Annotated in this window: 17 protein-coding genes and 1 other annotated feature; of the genes, 14 read left to right on the forward strand and 3 right to left on the reverse strand. The window is 26.0% G+C overall.

Annotation, left to right across the window (positions count from 1 at the left end; genetic code table 11):
- Positions 1-71: 71 nt before the first annotated feature.
- Both I4U66_RS01595 and cspC read left to right on the forward strand, forming a co-directional pair.
- A complete protein-coding gene (locus I4U66_RS01595; RefSeq protein WP_195928339.1) occupies positions 72-1739 on the forward strand; it encodes a S8 family peptidase in 1668 nt (555 codons plus the stop codon).
- A gap of 21 nt (positions 1740-1760) precedes the next feature.
- Positions 1761-3443: a bile acid germinant receptor pseudoprotease CspC gene (cspC, locus tag I4U66_RS01600; protein ID WP_195928340.1), complete on the forward strand. Its 1683-nt coding sequence runs from the start codon at positions 1761-1763 to the stop codon at positions 3441-3443.
- 36 nt (positions 3444-3479) lie between these two features.
- Here the strand turns inward: cspC and I4U66_RS01605 are convergent, their stop codons facing one another.
- Positions 3480-3872, reverse strand: a complete 393-nt coding sequence (locus tag I4U66_RS01605) for a hypothetical protein (RefSeq protein ID WP_195928341.1) — start codon at positions 3870-3872, stop codon at positions 3480-3482.
- 138 nt (positions 3873-4010) lie between these two features.
- Positions 4011-4243 (forward strand) — a binding site (T-box leader).
- 93 nt (positions 4244-4336) lie between these two features.
- On the opposite strand from I4U66_RS01605, the gene asnS reads away from it, so the two are divergent.
- From asnS to I4U66_RS01645, 8 genes are all read left to right on the forward strand, one after another.
- On the forward strand, positions 4337-5737 hold the full coding sequence (gene asnS, locus I4U66_RS01610; RefSeq protein WP_166505037.1) for an asparagine--tRNA ligase: 1401 nt from the start codon (positions 4337-4339) through the stop codon (positions 5735-5737).
- A 158-nt stretch (positions 5738-5895) separates the two neighbouring features.
- On the forward strand, positions 5896-6084 hold the full coding sequence (locus I4U66_RS01615; protein WP_092926779.1) for a ferredoxin: 189 nt from the start codon (positions 5896-5898) through the stop codon (positions 6082-6084).
- 224 nt (positions 6085-6308) lie between these two features.
- Positions 6309-6491, forward strand: coding sequence for a hypothetical protein (locus I4U66_RS01620; RefSeq protein WP_092926777.1), 183 nt, complete (start codon positions 6309-6311; stop codon positions 6489-6491).
- Between the two features lie 65 nt (positions 6492-6556).
- A complete protein-coding gene (locus I4U66_RS01625; protein ID WP_092926775.1) occupies positions 6557-6850 on the forward strand; it encodes a rhodanese-like domain-containing protein in 294 nt (97 codons plus the stop codon).
- 87 nt (positions 6851-6937) lie between these two features.
- Complete coding sequence (locus I4U66_RS01630; protein WP_092926774.1) at positions 6938-8278, forward strand: hypothetical protein; 1341 nt, start codon at positions 6938-6940, stop codon at positions 8276-8278.
- 19 nt (positions 8279-8297) lie between these two features.
- Positions 8298-8753: a double zinc ribbon domain-containing protein gene (locus I4U66_RS01635; RefSeq protein ID WP_092926772.1), complete on the forward strand. Its 456-nt coding sequence runs from the start codon at positions 8298-8300 to the stop codon at positions 8751-8753.
- Positions 8754-8843: 90 nt separating this feature from the next.
- The gene (locus I4U66_RS01640) at positions 8844-9590 is read left to right on the forward strand and encodes a nitroreductase family protein (RefSeq protein WP_207741681.1); all 747 of its coding nucleotides are present in this window, start codon (positions 8844-8846) and stop codon (positions 9588-9590) included.
- Between the two features lie 87 nt (positions 9591-9677).
- Positions 9678-10535, forward strand: coding sequence for an alpha/beta hydrolase (locus tag I4U66_RS01645; protein ID WP_092926769.1), 858 nt, complete (start codon positions 9678-9680; stop codon positions 10533-10535).
- A gap of 38 nt (positions 10536-10573) precedes the next feature.
- On the opposite strand, the gene I4U66_RS01650 is transcribed toward I4U66_RS01645, so the two are convergent.
- Positions 10574-12163: an oligosaccharide flippase family protein gene (locus I4U66_RS01650; RefSeq protein ID WP_092926767.1), complete on the reverse strand. Its 1590-nt coding sequence runs from the start codon at positions 12161-12163 to the stop codon at positions 10574-10576.
- 165 nt (positions 12164-12328) lie between these two features.
- On the opposite strand from I4U66_RS01650, the gene uvsE reads away from it, so the two are divergent.
- Entirely contained in the window at positions 12329-13288 is a 960-nt protein-coding gene (uvsE, locus tag I4U66_RS01655) for a UV DNA damage repair endonuclease UvsE (RefSeq protein WP_092926765.1), read from the forward strand.
- Positions 13289-13379: 91 nt separating this feature from the next.
- Here uvsE and I4U66_RS01660 read toward each other — a convergent pair whose 3' ends face one another.
- Entirely contained in the window at positions 13380-13928 is a 549-nt protein-coding gene (locus tag I4U66_RS01660; protein ID WP_092926763.1) for a TetR/AcrR family transcriptional regulator, read from the reverse strand.
- A 224-nt stretch (positions 13929-14152) separates the two neighbouring features.
- On the opposite strand from I4U66_RS01660, the gene I4U66_RS01665 reads away from it, so the two are divergent.
- The 3 genes from I4U66_RS01665 (at position 14153) to I4U66_RS01675 (ending at position 16659) form a co-directional block, all read left to right on the forward strand.
- Positions 14153-14986 carry a DegV family protein gene (locus I4U66_RS01665; protein ID WP_092926761.1) on the forward strand — a complete coding sequence of 278 codons (834 nt, stop codon included), beginning with the start codon at positions 14153-14155 and terminating at the stop codon, positions 14984-14986.
- A gap of 115 nt (positions 14987-15101) precedes the next feature.
- Positions 15102-15734: a hypothetical protein gene (locus I4U66_RS01670; RefSeq protein ID WP_092926759.1), complete on the forward strand. Its 633-nt coding sequence runs from the start codon at positions 15102-15104 to the stop codon at positions 15732-15734.
- A 70-nt stretch (positions 15735-15804) separates the two neighbouring features.
- Positions 15805-16659: a RelA/SpoT domain-containing protein gene (locus I4U66_RS01675; protein ID WP_207733503.1), complete on the forward strand. Its 855-nt coding sequence runs from the start codon at positions 15805-15807 to the stop codon at positions 16657-16659.
- Positions 16660-16675: the final 16 nt, after the last annotated feature.

Consider the following 16675-nt stretch of genomic DNA (forward strand, 5'->3'; position numbering starts at 1 on the left):
GAGAAGATTAAAATTTTTATCTAAAAATTTTTAACAAAAATAATGGTATATACGGGGGTGATATAAATACTATGAAAAAAGACTTTAGAGTAAATTATACCTTAGTGGGTAATGTTGTTTATGGAGAAGGTTTTGAAGAAGATTTAAAAAAACTAGGAGATAAATTTAAGTTTGAAAAGATTTCAGATACCTTTGGTATATTATTTATGGAGAATTATGAAGTTAGCAATTTTGAATATCTTTTCAACTTGAAATCAATATATAGATTAGAACCTAGTGTTAGATTATCATCGTTAGTGAATATAAATAGAGGTACTTTTAATGGTGTTGTGGCTAACGAAGATATAGGGGCAAATTTTATTAAAGAAAATCCTAATTTATCAATAAGCGGCAAAGGAGTTATAATTGGTATTGCAGATTCTGGGATTGATTATTTACATCCCGATTTTATATATCCAGATAAAACATCTAAAATTTTATATTTATGGGATCAAACAAAAGAAGGAAAACCACCAAATGGATTTTATATAGGTACAGAGTATAATAGAGAGGATATAAATAAAGCAATTTTAGAAAATGATGGTTCTTTATCTGTAGATGAAGAAGGTACAGGAACTATGATAAGTGGAATATGCGCAGGATTAGGAAACTTAAATCCAGAGTATAAAGGAGTAGCAGAAGAATCAGATCTAATAATAGTAAAATTAAAGAAAATAGAAAATGATTATAATAATGGTTATTTAATAGCGGCTATGGAATATATGAATCAAAAGGCAAGACAAGAAAGAAAACCTCTTGTTAACAATATTTCCCTGGGAAATAATAGTTTGGTAGGAATTAGCTCTAGGCTTTCTTATGATAAATTGTTTTTTGAGCATGGATTATGCCAAGTAATAGGAGCAGGAAATGAAGGTAATACACAGACGCATGCATCAGGAAAATTAGGATTTAATGGAGATATACAAGATGTGGAGATAGATATAGGTGAGGATGAAGAAATCTTAAATATAGAGCTATGGGTAAATAGACCAGATAAAATTGATTTATATATAATATCTCCAAGTGGAGAGGAAAGTCAGCTTGCATTTGTTTCTGATTTTAATATTATAAGTGGACTATTCAATTTTGAAAATACTAGATATACAATATCTTTTTCGTATCCATTTTCTTACTCAGGCCAACAAAGAACAGTAATAACTTTAGCCAATGCTAAAAAGGGAATCTGGAAAATTAGATTAATAGGAGCATATATAACAAATGGAATATATAATATGTATCTAGAAAATAGAAAATTCATCAAACCAGGAACTAAATTTTCAAAGAGTGACCCGGAAAATACTATAAATTATCCATCAACATTAAATGATGTAATAAGTGTAGGAGCATACGATACTATAAATAATAGTTTATGGGCATCATCTTCAAGAGGACCTACTATAGAATCAGTATTAAAACCAGATATAGTAGCCCCGGGTGTAAATATAATAGGTCCATATATAAATAAAACATATGCAACAGGTACTGGAACAGGTATAGCATCAGCCTATACATCAGGAGCAGTTGCATTATTTCTTCAATATATACAAGTAAATGGGAATTATGAAAATAAAGCATTTGTACAAAAGATAAGAACATATCTAAGTGCAGGAGCCAGAAGAAATCAAGATGTTGGATATCCTAATTATAGCTATGGATATGGAGAGTTAGATATAAGAGGATTGTTTGAACAATTAAGGTAATTTTAGGGAGAATATATCTATATGGAAAAATCATATGTGGTTGTTTATGAGAATTTAGAACGTTTAGAGGCTGATTTAAATTTATATAACATAGATGAATATATTATACTAAATAGTCAAATAGCAGCAATTTATGTTAATGAAAGTTTTGAAGAAGAAACATTAAAAATTATAAAAAGCATATCAGATTGGATACCATCAGTACCTATGAGTTCATTAATTAATATAACTGATAATTTAGAAAGTGGAACAAGCGTAAAAATAGCATCAGGTATTGACTATGTTGATAAAAATCCATATATAAGTTCATCAGGAAAAGGATGTATAATTACAATTATAGATTCTGGAATAAATTATCTACATCCTGATTTTTTAAACCCAGACGGTACCACAAAAATAGTATCTATATGGGATCAAGAAAGTCAGTTTGGAACTCCACCAACAGGGCTAAAATTTGGAAGTGAGTTTAAGAAAGATATTATAAATGAATATATAAGAAATAATGACCCAAGTCTAAGTGAAGACACTATTGGAACTGGGACAGTAGCTTCGGGAATAGCATGTGGTAGAGGAAACTTAAACAGAGAATACAAAGGGGTAGCAGTAGATAGTGAATTATTAGTAATAAAGTTAAGAGAATACAAAGATACTTATAAAGAAGGAAAAATTAATTATGGTTTATCAGACTTTTTAGCAGGCATAAAATATGCTATAGATATAGCTCAAAAAGAAGAAAAAAATATGATAATTAATTTAACTTTAGGTGAACGATCAAGGTCTGTAGTAGTAACTACATTATTAGATACTTTTAACTATTTAACAGTAAGTGGTGTAATAGTAGTTAGTGGTGCTGGAAATGAAGGAAATACGGATATACATTACCAAGGACAGGTAAGTAGTTTAAATGATATTCAAGACATACCAATTCAAATTGGAGAGCAAAAAAATTTAGATATAACATTAAGTGTTGCAGGTCCAGATAAAATAGCAGCAGCAATAATATCACCATCAGGAGAAATAAGCTATAGAGTTGTATATGCACCAGATGATTATATATATAGAGGCAAGTTTAATATAGAAAATACATTTTATGAAATGAGATATTTATATCCTTGGATAAAATCAGCGACTCAAGAATTAACAATAAAATTGAATAATGTTAAGCCAGGTGTATGGACTTTAAGGTTATTTCCAGAATTTATTATAGATGGATTGTACGATGCTTATTTACCAAATAAAAACTTAATCTCTAATGAAACTAGATTTATAGATCCAAATTCATTTGTAACTATAACTTTGTTTGGTGCAGTTTCAAATGCAATAACTATAGGAGCATATGATGATAAGATTGATAGTGTATGGATAGGATCATCAAAAGGCCCAGTAAGAGGTAGACCTATAAAGCCAGATTTATTAGCACCAGGGGTTGATATAATATCTCCATCTAAAAACGGGAATTATACAACATCAACGGGGACAGGAGTAAGTAGTTCTATGATAAGTGGGGTTGTAGCTATACTTATGGAATATGTATCAAGTCAGAGTACGTTTAAACGAAATTTATTATTTACAGAAGTTTTAAAAACTTACTTAATGCTTGGAGCAAGAAAGAAAGATTTATATATATATCCAAATGTAACAAGAGGTTATGGAGTACTTGATTTGCAAAATACATTTATACAATTAGCTAAAATATTAAGATGAGTAGACCTATTTTAATAGGTCTACATAAAATATAAATTATTCACTAGGAACGAGTATATAATCACCATAAGATATTTGATAATCTTTGGAAATGGTATCAGGATTTTCATTAAGAGCTACTAATCTAAAATATTCAATATTCTCAATATCAGAATTATAAATTTTTATTATATCGTCTAAAGTCTCGCCGGATAAAACTAAGTGTTTAACTAATATTCTATCTTTCATGACATTATCGTATGCTTTTTTATAGCTTAATTTAGATAGCTTTGAAAAAAATGAAACATTTTCTACAAAATAATCTTTAGCTCTATCTAGAGAAGTTATATAATTATAAACAGATGAGCGTATGATATTAGAAGAATATTCTTTATCAACTGATGGTGATATAAATGTTATTATAAATAAAAATATAAATAGATATTTCAAGCAATGCACCTCCTAGCTAATATTATTGATAAATAAATATAGTATTAAACATTTGTGATAATTATTTAGAAAATAAATTATTGACTAAAAAAATATAAGTTGGTATAATCTTTTTAAATAGTTGAAATAATATAACAATAATAGACTGTGAAGAGAAGAGTAAATATAAAAGGTAGTCATAGCGAGTTGAGGATGGTGAAAGCTCAATACGAAGTTTATATTGAAGAACATCTCGGAGTTTCTAACCGAAATCTTGAAAGAGAGTAGACTTAGACGGGAAGTCCCGTTACAGACTATAAGCAATGCTTACTAAGAGGCCAGTTTTGGCAATTAGGGTGGTACCGCGAGAGCAACAGCCTTTCGTCCCTTTTTATAGGGATGAAGGGCTTTTTTAATACAAAATAATAAATATTTTAGTAATAAATAAAATAAGAAGTACAAAAATAAAATATGGAGGAAACAAAATGCAAAAAGAATTTATAGAAATTAAAGACTTGTACAGAAAAAAAGAAGAGTATGTAGGTAAAACTGTAAATGTAGCTGGATGGATAAGATTATCTAGAGCATCTAAAAACTTTGGGTTTATAGAGTTAAATGATGGAAGTTTCTTTAAGAACATGCAAATAGTAATAGCAGAAGATAAATTAGAGAATTTCAAAGAAATATCTAAATTACCAATAAGTTCATCAATACTTGTAGAAGGAGAATTAGTATCAACAGAAGGTGCTAAGCAACCAGTTGAAATACATGCTACTAAAGTAGTAGTAGAAGGAGAATCAGATTCTTCATATCCATTACAAAAGAAAAGACATACATTAGAGTATCTAAGAACAATAGCTCACTTAAGACCAAGAAGTAACACTTTCTCTGCTGTATTTAGAGTAAGAAGTTTAGCAGCATACGCTATACATAAGTTCTTCCAAGATAGAAACTTCGTGTATGCACATTCTCCAATCATAACAGGAAGTGACTGTGAGGGTGCAGGAGAAATGTTTAGAATAACTACTATGGATTTAAACAACATACCTAAGAATGAAGAAGGAAATATAGACTATTCTAAAGACTTCTTTGGGAAAGAAGCTAACTTAACAGTTAGTGGTCAATTAAATGCAGAAATAATGGCACTTGCATTTAGAAATGTTTATACATTTGGACCAACTTTTAGAGCTGAAAACTCATTTACTCAAAGACATGCATCAGAATTCTGGATGATAGAACCTGAAATATGTTTTGCAGACTTAGAAGACAATATGGAACTTGCTGAAGACATGATAAAATACGTAATAAACTACGTAATGGAAAATGCTCCAGAAGAAATGGAATTCTTCAATAACTTTATAGACAAAGGATTATTAGATAGATTAAACAACGTAGTAAACTCTGAATTTAAGAGACTTACTTATACAGATGCTGTTAAAATATTACAAGAAAGCGGACATGAATTTGAATACCCAGTTAATTGGGGAGATGATCTTCAAACAGAACATGAAAGATATTTAACAGAACAAATATTTAAAGCTCCAGTATTTGTTACTGATTATCCAAAGGACATAAAAGCATTCTATATGAGAATGAATGAAGATGGAAAGACTGTTAGAGCAATGGACTTATTAGTTCCAGGAGTAGGAGAAATAGTTGGAGGTTCTCAAAGAGAAGAAAGAGAAGAAAAACTATTAGAAAGAATAGAAGAAATGGGATTAAACAAGGAAGATTACTGGTGGTACTTAGAACTTAGAAAGTTCGGAACAGCTACTCACTCAGGATTTGGACTAGGATTTGAAAGAATAATAATGTACATGACAGGAATGTCTAATATAAGAGACGTAATACCATTCCCAAGAACTCCTAAAAATGCTGAATTCTAATATTTATATATTAAAGCACTAGACTTATGTTTAGTGCTTTTTATATTATAATAATATTTAAAAAATAAATAAAAAATTAGTTATATAAAAAAATCTGTTTAGACCATCACAATATGGATATATACATAATGTAAACAAATTAAATAGGAGGCTTTAAAATGAAAGCATTTGTAGATAAAGACGTATGTATAGGATGTGGAGCATGTGTAGGAATATGCCCAGAAGTATTTGATATGGATAATGATGGATTAGCAGTAGCTATAGAAGGAGAAATAAGTGAGGATTTACAAGAAAGTGCACAAGAAGCATGTGAAGGATGTCCAGTAAGTGCAATAACAATTGAATAGTAAAATTAAAAGCTTAGGGAATATCCTAAGCTTTTAATTTTACTATTCGGCTTTAAATCGAATTATCTACACGTTACTAAATATAAGCGAACTTTATATACAGAAAAATTTAACAAATTATCTAAATAATATATGAGTAGTATAAGTCCTAATTTAATAAAATATAGAAAAATAGATTATATTTTATGTTATAATTATTAATCATAATAAAAATTGGAGGCAAAATGATAAAGATACTTGACAATATAATGTTGATAATAGATATTTTATTAATTATATATTTTTATAACTATGCAGTTGATACAACAGATATAGTTCAAAGGCTTATAAGTTGTGCAGCTATAACTATGGAAATATCATTTATAATAAGACATATTAAGCTTATGAAATCTAGAAAAGTTAATTAATACAATGTTTTTAACAAAATATTCAGGGTATTAAATAGATAGATTAAAGATTTAAGGAGGATAATATGGCTTATATAAATATAGATAATAAAAAATTAAAAGAATTAATGAAAAAAGAGGATACTATATTAATTGATATAAGGACAAGGGAAGAATATGAAGAGAATAATATAGAAAACTCTATAAATATACCATTAAATAATTTATTATTTGAGATAGATGAATTAGAAGAATACAAAGAAAAAAATGTTATTGTTTACTGTAGAAGTGGACATAGAAGTATAACAGCATGTAATCTACTTCATATGGAAGGATTCAACAAATTATATAATTTAGAAAAGGGAATAATTGGATTGTAAACTCTAGCTTTTAGCTAGAGTTTTATAGTATACTTGATAATATGAGTATAGCAATAAATAAGTTAAATGCTTGTATTGGAGGTAAGAATGAATACAGAAGAAAAATATAGTAATTATTCAAAAGAGGATGGGAAAATCTTAAATAAAATTTCAAATTATTATAGACTAGAAATAAATAATGAAATGAATTGTTCTAAGTGCCATACTGAAAGTAAATATGGAAGTAATTATTGTAAACAATGCGGCAATGAGCTTTTTAAAGTAGTAGATAAAAACTTATTTAATATAGGAGAAAAAAGTAAATTTAATATTAATAATATAAAAAGCTATGCTAGTAGGACTAATATATTTATAACCTCTGTATCATCTATATTGATTTTATTTATTTTATCTGTAATTTTTAATGGTATGATGGATATAAGTTTAGGAAAATTAGGGATTAGTATAAGTCCACTTCATACAATGCTAGGTATGAATTTAGGTAGTATTAATATAACATCATCATCTTTAATAGGTGTAGGTGAAGTAAGCGTACATTTAGGAGTAATATCTTTATTAATAGCACCTATAATATCCTTAGTTATAAGTAATATATTATTTATGAAAAATAAAAGTAACACACCTAATGAACTTATTATAAATTCTATAGGGGTTGGAATAGTTTACGCTTTATTTATGGCAGTTATAAGTATGATATCAAAAATTGAATTAAACTCATATGATATGATGAACATAGCTACTTTACTTAAAGTAAAGTTTGCTACAACAAGTATATTTATAAATAGTTTTTTAATAGGATTTTTATCTACATTTACTATAGGATATAAAAAAAGAATAGGCAAAGAAAACATATATATAAATATATTTAAAAAAGTTATAAATATATTTATAATAGGTTACATATTAGTATTTATAATTGTTGGTATACTTACTATATCCGATAGTACATATTTATACGAGTTTGGTATATCTGAATATATGAAATATATAAACACAGGAATAATTGTAAGTCAATTATCTGTTTATATGTGGGGATTTGCAAATTTAATTCCTATGGTTATAGGTGATTATACAATATCTATATTTAATATATTTAATTCTGATTTATTTTTTGATACTAAGATTATATTTATAATAGTATTTATATTAGTAAGTCTTATAATATTAATAGCTGGATGTAATTTAAAGAAAAATTTTAAAAATAATGATAAAAATGTATTGCTTATATTTAGTACAATGTATTCTTTTATTATGGTATTAATATCTATGTTAAGTAAAATTGATGTTGGTGTGGGAATGTTAACTACAAATGCAAATAATCATAATGTTATTACATTTGGATTACCTATTATAATTACAATTATAAGTTCATTTATATACAGCTATATATTAGCCTTTATAGGATATAAACTTTATAATTTTGAATAAGTATAATTGGAGGATAAATATGGAAAATTTACAAGAGAAAATAGAAGGTGAAGTATCAAAGATTAAAGATAAAGTAGATTTAATAAAAGAAAAAAATAGTATAAATAAGATTATAAATGAAAATCAAGAATTAAAAGCAAGGTTATTTTTAGATATGGGAATATTACTTTATGATAAGATAAGAAAAAATGAAATCGTAGATACTGACTTTGATGAAATAAGTAATGATATAGTAAAAATAGATAAAATAATATATGAAAATATGAAAATAATAGAAGAACTGAATAAATCTATGAAAGAGAGTATATGCGAGTGTGGGAACACAATAAGTAAAGGTGCTAAGTTCTGTGCAGAATGTGGCAAAAAGGTAGAACTTGAGCTAGAAGAAAAAGAATATATAACTTGTGAAATATGTAATATGAATATAGATATAGATTCCATATATTGCACATGTTGTGGAAATAAAATAAATTAAAAAATAAGCATCACGTAAATTTTACGTGGTGCTTATTTTTTATTAATATAAATTGCATATAGATATATAATTATATAGGGAGGGGATATTATGAATGAAGTAATAAATACTATAAATAAAAGAGTGTCATTAAGAAGATACAAGGATAAAATGATAGAGAAAGAACATTTAGATTTAATAATAAATAGTGCAATAAAAGCGCCAACAGCAGGAAATATGATGATGTATTCTATTATAAAGATAACAAATAAAAATACTAAAGAATTATTAAGTAAAACTTGTGATAATCAACCATTTATAAAAAATGCACAAGTAATATTATTATTTTTAGCAGATATGAGAAAATGGTTTGACTATTTTAAGATATGTGATATTAAAGGTATAAAAACACCAGGAATAAATGATTTTATGTTAGGAGTAAATGATGCTATAATAGCATGTCAAAATGCAGTTTTAACTGCTGAAAGCCTAGGTATAGGAAGTTGCTATATAGGAGATATTATGGAAAATTATGAAAAGCATAAAGAAATATTAGATTTACCAAGCTATACATTCCCAGCTTGTATGATAACACTAGGCTATTATCCTGATAATTTTAAAAAGATTTATAGAGATAGATTTGAAAAAGAATATGTTGTTTTTGAAGAAAAATACCAAAGATTAAATGAAGATGATTTAAATAAAATGTATAAATATAAAGAAGAAAAAATGATAAAAAATAACCAAAAAAATGCTAAAAACTTTGGTGAATTAATATACAAAAATAAAATTAGTTCAGAATTTTCAATAGAAATGGATAGGTCTATAAAAGAGTGGATAAAAGATTTTACTGGATAATTTAATAAAAAATAGTTACTTAATTTAATGAAAATATACTTTATATATGATAAACTATAATAGTATTTTGAGTTATGGAGGGAGCATATGGGAAAAGACAGAAAAGAAAGAATATCAGACGATACTTTTAGCATAACTATGGAATTAGAAAGACCACTAATAATAGATCAGATAAATAAGCATACTGAACAAAAGGAAAAAGAATTAAGAAGAAAAAATATCAAAAGAAAAATACTTATAACAATTTCTATAATGTTAGGAATATCACTTTTAGGATTTTTTATATGGATAGGAAATACATATGAACCAGGAACATTGGCAAAAGAAGCGTTAATAAGTGATAAGAAGGTAGAAGTTAAAATAGATAAAAATATAGTGTTTACTCCAAAAAATAAGGATGTAACTAAAGGGTTTATATTTTATCCAGGGGCTAAAATAAATCCAGAAGCTTATGCACCAATATGCAAAGAGATATCAGAGGCTGGGTATGAAGTAGTTATATTAAAAATGCCACTTAATATAGCTTTTCTTGGAGAAAATGAAGCTAGTAAAGTAATGAAGGAATATAAAAATATAACACATTGGGTAGTAGGAGGACATTCTTTAGGGGGAGTAGTTGCTTCAAGCTTTGCAGCTGAAAACAACTTAGTAGATGGAGTTGTATTACTTTCATCATATCCTATGACTGATAAGTTAAAAAATATGACAAAAGACGTATTGTCTATATGGGGAAGTAAGGATGGTGTAGTAAACTTTGAATCACTAATAGATTCTAAAAAAGATTTACCCAACAATACTACTTATGTAGAAATAGAAGGTGCTAATCATTCCTATTTTGGAGATTATGGACTTCAAAATGGAGATAATGAAGCATTAATAAGTGAAAAAGAGCAAATTAACAAAACTGCTAAGAGTATAATTAAATTCTTAAAAGAGATAAATTAAAATAAAAATACTATAGGATTCCTATAGTATTTTTATTTTTACATATTATTGTAAAATTTATAAAAACCTACGTCACTAATTTTAGTAGGATTTATATCCTTTCTAAAAGCATTTATAAACCACATAACATCATTTTTTCTTATAGATTTAAATAATATTAAAAATATAAAATAAAACAAAATAACTAGTAATACTTGTGGTATAATTAGAGTCTTTATATTTGTGACATCAAAAATATATTTTACTATAGTAGCAGACAAAGTAACAGATATGGCTGGTTTAAAAATCCAATCACCTATAAGAAACTCAAGTTTTGTAACTTTTAATAGTTTATTTATACTTAAAGTTGCATTTAGTAAAGTACCAACAAATAATACTAATATAAAACCTTCAATACCCTTTTTAGGGATTACAAAAAATATTAATGCAATTCTAACACTCATATCTATAAGGTTATATTTTAATGTACTAACTTGTTGGTCAAGAGCATTTAAACTACCATCAACAACTCTATCTAGATACATAAAAGGTATCAAAGGAGCAAGAATTCTCATCATATCTCCAACTTTAGCGCTATTATATATAGTAATGCCCATTTCTTTAGAGTATATAATAAAAAGTCCTGATGCAAACACTGCTATCATAAGTGTAAATTTAAAAACTCTAGATATTATACTATTTACTCGATTAGTTTGATTAAGTGCTTTAGCTTCGGCTATTTCAGGTATTATTAGCGTAGAAAACGAAGCTAAAAATATAGATGGAAAGCAGAGAATAGGAAGTACCATACCCTTAATCATACCAAATATAGATAAAGAAGCAGAAGTAGTAGAACCAAATTGTCTAAGAGCATTTGGTATTAAAATATCTTCTAAAGTCCTAAGGCCTGTTTGTATATAAGCGCTACAAGCAATAGGAAAAGCTATTTTGGAGATAGTCAATAAACTACAATTAGAACTAGTACTATCAATGCGCCTAAATCCGGATTTTTTTTCAAATAAATATAGAATGTAAGAATAAACAGCTGCTAGTATATTAGCCACAGTCATAGCTATAGCTACTAAAATACAAGTATAATCAAGACCTTTAGGCAAATATAAACCTAAAAAAGTTATTATTATTATCATTGATGAAGATACTTCAAGAATATCTGAAGTTATACTTTTTACAATTTTTCTCATTCCATAGAAATATCCATGAAGACAAGAGCAAATACCGATAAAAGGTAAACTTAAAGCTAATATTTTTAGAGGGAATATAGTTCTTTCATCTCCGATAAATTTTATAGCTATAAACTCTGAACTATTGTAAATTATAAATGTAGTTAAAGAACTAAAGAAAAGACTATATACAAAGGCTCTATTCATAATTTTTTTTATATTAGCTCTGTTATTTTTTCCAAGTTCTTCAGCTATAAGCCTAGTGGTAGTTACTCTAATACCAGATATGGCAAAAGTAGAAGTCATTATATGAATACTCATTATAAGCTGATATAACCCCATACCTTCAGCACCAATTTCATTAGAAATATACACTCGAAATCCAGTATTTATAAATCCCAGTGTAACGGTGGTAAACGTTAAAATAAACGCATTTATTAAAAGTTTTCTTCTTTTAACTATGTTCATAAAATTTATCTCCTCATTAAGTTAATATATAGTCTATAAAAATAATTATATTAATATAGACATGTATATATATATGAAAAATTAATAGTAAATATTATCTATTAATAAAATTAAAAAAAAAGCAAAAATTAATAGTAAATATAAAAGATGATAAGGAGAATAGATATGAGAATAAGGCTAGGATATGTTGCTATAGCACTTAATTTACCAAAAGTAACTTCATCAAGTACTCTTACATTTAAAAGATATTCTAGTATGAATAGTGATGAAGAAAGATTGAACAAATTAAAAAAAGTAACATATTCAAATATAATTGATTTAGAGAAAATATTAAAATATAATATAAAAAATAATATACACTTTTATAGAATAACTTCAAATCTTATACCATTAGCAACTCATCCAGAAGTTATGTGGGACTATAGAAAGTATTTTAAAAAAGATTTTGAATATATAGGTAAGATCATAAATGATAATAACTTAAGAATTGATATTCATCCAGACCAATTTAATGTAATAAATACTGATAGAGAAAGTGTATTTTTAAATACATCTAAGAATTTAACTATGCAAGCTAATTTTTTAGAAGATATAAATTGTAAGGATGCTAAGATGGTTATTCATATTGGTGGAGCAAAGGGAGAAAAAGAAAAAGCTATAGAAAGATTTATAGAAAATTTTAATAAACTTCCAGTTATAGTTAAAAATAAGTTAATCTTAGAAAATGACGATAAAATATTTACTGTAAAAGATGTTTTGTATATATGTAAAATACTGAATTTACCTATGGTTTTAGACATACATCACCATAATTGTAACAATAATGGTGAAAATATAGATAGATTGTTAAATGATATATTTAATACGTGGAAAAATGAAAAATTGCAACCTAAGATACATTTTTCTACGCCTAGAGAATTTGAAAATGATAGAAGACATTCTGATTATATAGATGCTAAAGAATTCTTAAAGTTTATATATTTAATAAAAGATAATGTAAATAAGGATGTAGATGTAATGATAGAGGCTAAGAAAAAAGATTTAGCACTACAAAGATTAGTGAGTGATATAAAAAATCTAGACAAGCTTATAGTATTTGAAGACGAGAGTACTATTATACTATAATGTAAGATTATTTTCTTAATATAAAAACAGTATTTTAAATATAGGAAAATCACTATTATATAAAAAAGACATCTTAAATTTAAGATGTCTTTTATATAAAACGACTAACTAAAAAGTTAGCTATAGATTCATATGGTATCTTTTCAGTTTTTAATAAACCTTGTACAACTAAACCATCTATTATAGATACTAGTAAAAAAGAAAGGGCTTCTGCATCTTTTTTATTAGTTTTTATAAGCTCTGATTTAATAGTATTTCTCCATTCAATATATTTAAGTTTTATTTCTTCTCTTAAATTATCATTACTAGTTATAGCCTCACAAAGTATATACATGTGAATTCTGCCTCTTCCTTCAATAGTTGATATTTTATCCATTATAAGATTTATCATTTGCTCGTTAGAAGCATCAGAATCTATATTACATACGCAATCAAGAGCAGCATTTGTAATAGCCATTAAATGCATGTTGGCTATATCTGATATTAAATCATCTTTAGAAGAATAATGATAATACAAAGTTCCTTTACTTATATCAACAGATTTTGCTATATCTGCTAGACTTGTATTTTTAATACCATTTTTAATCATCAAATCTGTTGCAGTAAGCAAAATATTTTCTTTCATATTATTTGGTTTCATGTGATATCCCTTTCAAATACTACTATTATAACAAGTAAATTATAATATCATAAAATTTTATTGTCAATAAATCATATAATTGAGAAGATCTCAATAATATATTTTAACTATTGACTTTTATATATAGTAAATATACAATGAAAATATAAATCAGTCAACCGACCGACTGATTTATATTTTTAATATTATGGTGAATTTAAAAATAATAAAGTGAGGAAAGATCTATGAAAAGGGTAAAAATAATAACAGATAGCTCATGTGATTTAAATAAAGATACAATAGAAAAATATGATATAGGCATAGTAAAACTTAATGTTTCTTTTGGAGAAGATGTTTATGAAGATGGAGACATAGAAAAAAGTGAATTTTATAAAAGGATGGACAATTCTAATGAACTTCCAAAAACTTCTTGTCCATCTCCTGAAAAGTTTGTAAAGCATTATGACTGCAAGGAAGAGGAAATTTTAGTACTTACATTAACATCTAAATTATCAGCTACATACTCAACAGCATTGCTTGCTAAAAATATGTTTTTAGAAGAAAACAACAAAAAGATTGAAATAATAGATACATTAAATGGCTCAATTGGTCAAGGATTATTAGTTGTTAAAGCATGTGAATTAGCAGAGGAAGGGAAATCTCTTGAGGAAATAGTTAGTGAAATTGAAAAATTAAAAAATGAAGTTATATTTTTTGGAGCACTAGATACTCTAGAAAATGCTATAAAGGGAGGAAGAGTAAATCCTTTAGCTGGGAAAATAATAAATGTGCTTAATTTTAAGATTATAATACAGGTAATAGATGGTGTAGTTAAACCAGTAGATAAAGCAAGAGGAGATAATAATTGTATAAAAAAAGTAATAGATAGTGTAAGTAAATATATAAATGATGATAAAAAATCATTAGCAATAGCACATTCGAATTGTATAGAAAAAGCAGAAAAAATAAAAGAGATAATGAAAGATAAATATGATTTTAAAAATATAACTATAAGTGAAGTTGGATCAGTTATGGGAACATATACTTCAAAAGGTGCAATACTTATAAGCATATTATAGTAGCTCAAAATATAAATAGTATTAAATAAATTAAAGGACTTACTCATATGAGTAAGTTCTTTTTTGTTTTATACTCCTATAAAATTGTAAAAATACTATTTTTAGGGGGGAGCATATGGAAACTTTAGATATTAAGATAAATAAAATGAAACAATATATAAATACTAAAGACATAAGTGCTATAAACAAACTAAAACTTAGTGTGATTAAAGATAATAATAAATACAATTTAAATGAAGATGATTTTAAATATATTGATGAGTATAATTACTATGTTAAATTTTTAAGAAATTTAAAAAGGTATATAAAATCAAATGATAAAAAAAATATAATAATTAAAGAATATAAAGATAATTTAGATAGACTAATGTATATTATCATTAGTATAGATATAAATACTATATCTGTAGGTATACCTGTGAATATACAAACATTAAGTGGCAGTAAAAATAAGGCATATATGGAATGTGTATACTATCAATACAAAGAAAGATCTAGTTTATACATAAATAATTTTAGAGCTATTAAATCAAAAAAAGGATATGGTAGAAAGATACTTATTAATTTAAAAGATATAATTAGAGATATTAATAAGGTACTTAAAGAGAATAATCTAAAGGAAATAAAAATTATAGAAGGTCTATTAGTAGCAGATGAGAATATTATAAGTGAAAAGGATTTAAGAAATTTATATAAAAAATATGGATTTATTATAGACAATCAAAATAATATATCTATTAGCCTATAGAAAGATTGCTTACAAATAAAGTTTTTTATAGGTTATAATATTATTTATACGAACTTAAGTGGAGGCTGAAATGATTAATAAAACAGACTTTTTAAATAGTTACAATATAAGTGAAGATTTTTTAATTGAAAATAATATAAATTGGAATGATCTAGTAGATATATATGAGGACTTTAAAAATTATAGAAAAAGTTATGAAACGCAAGCTGAATTAATAGCAAATATATTAAGGGCACATAAAAAAGTACACTCAGTTAAAACTAGGGTTAAAGATGAAGAACACTTATTAGAAAAAGTAATAAGAAAAACACCAGACAGAAGAAAAAAGTATGGAGAAGATTTTAATTTTACTGTATCAAACTATAAACAAGAAATAACAGATTTATTAGGAATAAGAGTTATACATATATTTAAGGAAGATTGGAAAGAAATACATGATTTTATAAGCCTTATGTGGCGTGTTAATGAAATAGTAGCAAATGTTAGAGAAGGGGATAATACTAAGCAATTTGAAGAATTGGGTATAGAAGTGTGTTCAAGAATATCAGGGTATAGGTCAGTACATTATCTTATAGAATCTTACCCTACGACGCAAAAAGTTATATCTGAGATACAAGTTAGAACTATATTTGAAGAAGGATATGGAGAAATAGATCATCAACTTAGATATTCATTAAGCGAAATACCAGAGTTATTAGAACAAAATTTAATGTTATTAAATAGAATAGCAGGAAGTTCTGATGAAATGGCGTCTCTTATAAATATGTTAAGTAAAAGTTTTGATGAAATGGACATAAGAAAATCTAGACTAGATATAAAAAAAGAGAAATTGTTAGCACTAAAAAAGAAAATAGAAGTTAATAAAGAAATAAGTGACACTAAGAAATTAGAGCTTATAAGAGATATAGATGAAATTTTAATATAATAAAAGATACAAGTTT

The sequence above is a fragment of the Romboutsia sp. D33t1_170424_H2 genome (assembly GCF_015669105.1).
Lineage (GTDB): Bacteria > Bacillota > Clostridia > Peptostreptococcales > Peptostreptococcaceae > Romboutsia_C > Romboutsia_C hominis.

Excerpts from the sequence above, each read along its gene's own strand:
- I4U66_RS01595 (WP_195928339.1), top strand. The coding sequence starts at position 72 with ATGAAAAAAGACTTTAGAGTAAATTATACCTTAGTGGGTAATGTTGTT.
- cspC (WP_195928340.1), top strand. The coding sequence starts at position 1,761 with ATGGAAAAATCATATGTGGTTGTTTATGAGAATTTAGAACGTTTAGAG.
- asnS (WP_166505037.1), top strand. The coding sequence starts at position 4,337 with ATGCAAAAAGAATTTATAGAAATTAAAGACTTGTACAGAAAAAAAGAA.
- I4U66_RS01615 (WP_092926779.1), top strand. The coding sequence starts at position 5,896 with ATGAAAGCATTTGTAGATAAAGACGTATGTATAGGATGTGGAGCATGT.
- I4U66_RS01620 (WP_092926777.1), top strand. The coding sequence starts at position 6,309 with ATGATAAAGATACTTGACAATATAATGTTGATAATAGATATTTTATTA.
- I4U66_RS01625 (WP_092926775.1), top strand. The coding sequence starts at position 6,557 with ATGGCTTATATAAATATAGATAATAAAAAATTAAAAGAATTAATGAAA.
- I4U66_RS01630 (WP_092926774.1), top strand. The coding sequence starts at position 6,938 with ATGAATACAGAAGAAAAATATAGTAATTATTCAAAAGAGGATGGGAAA.
- I4U66_RS01635 (WP_092926772.1), top strand. The coding sequence starts at position 8,298 with ATGGAAAATTTACAAGAGAAAATAGAAGGTGAAGTATCAAAGATTAAA.
- I4U66_RS01640 (WP_207741681.1), top strand. The coding sequence starts at position 8,844 with ATGAATGAAGTAATAAATACTATAAATAAAAGAGTGTCATTAAGAAGA.
- I4U66_RS01645 (WP_092926769.1), top strand. The coding sequence starts at position 9,678 with ATGGGAAAAGACAGAAAAGAAAGAATATCAGACGATACTTTTAGCATA.
- I4U66_RS01650 (WP_092926767.1), bottom strand. The coding sequence starts at position 12,163 with ATGAACATAGTTAAAAGAAGAAAACTTTTAATAAATGCGTTTATTTTA.
- uvsE (WP_092926765.1), top strand. The coding sequence starts at position 12,329 with ATGAGAATAAGGCTAGGATATGTTGCTATAGCACTTAATTTACCAAAA.
- I4U66_RS01660 (WP_092926763.1), bottom strand. The coding sequence starts at position 13,928 with ATGAAACCAAATAATATGAAAGAAAATATTTTGCTTACTGCAACAGAT.
- I4U66_RS01665 (WP_092926761.1), top strand. The coding sequence starts at position 14,153 with ATGAAAAGGGTAAAAATAATAACAGATAGCTCATGTGATTTAAATAAA.
- I4U66_RS01670 (WP_092926759.1), top strand. The coding sequence starts at position 15,102 with ATGGAAACTTTAGATATTAAGATAAATAAAATGAAACAATATATAAAT.
- I4U66_RS01675 (WP_207733503.1), top strand. The coding sequence starts at position 15,805 with ATGATTAATAAAACAGACTTTTTAAATAGTTACAATATAAGTGAAGAT.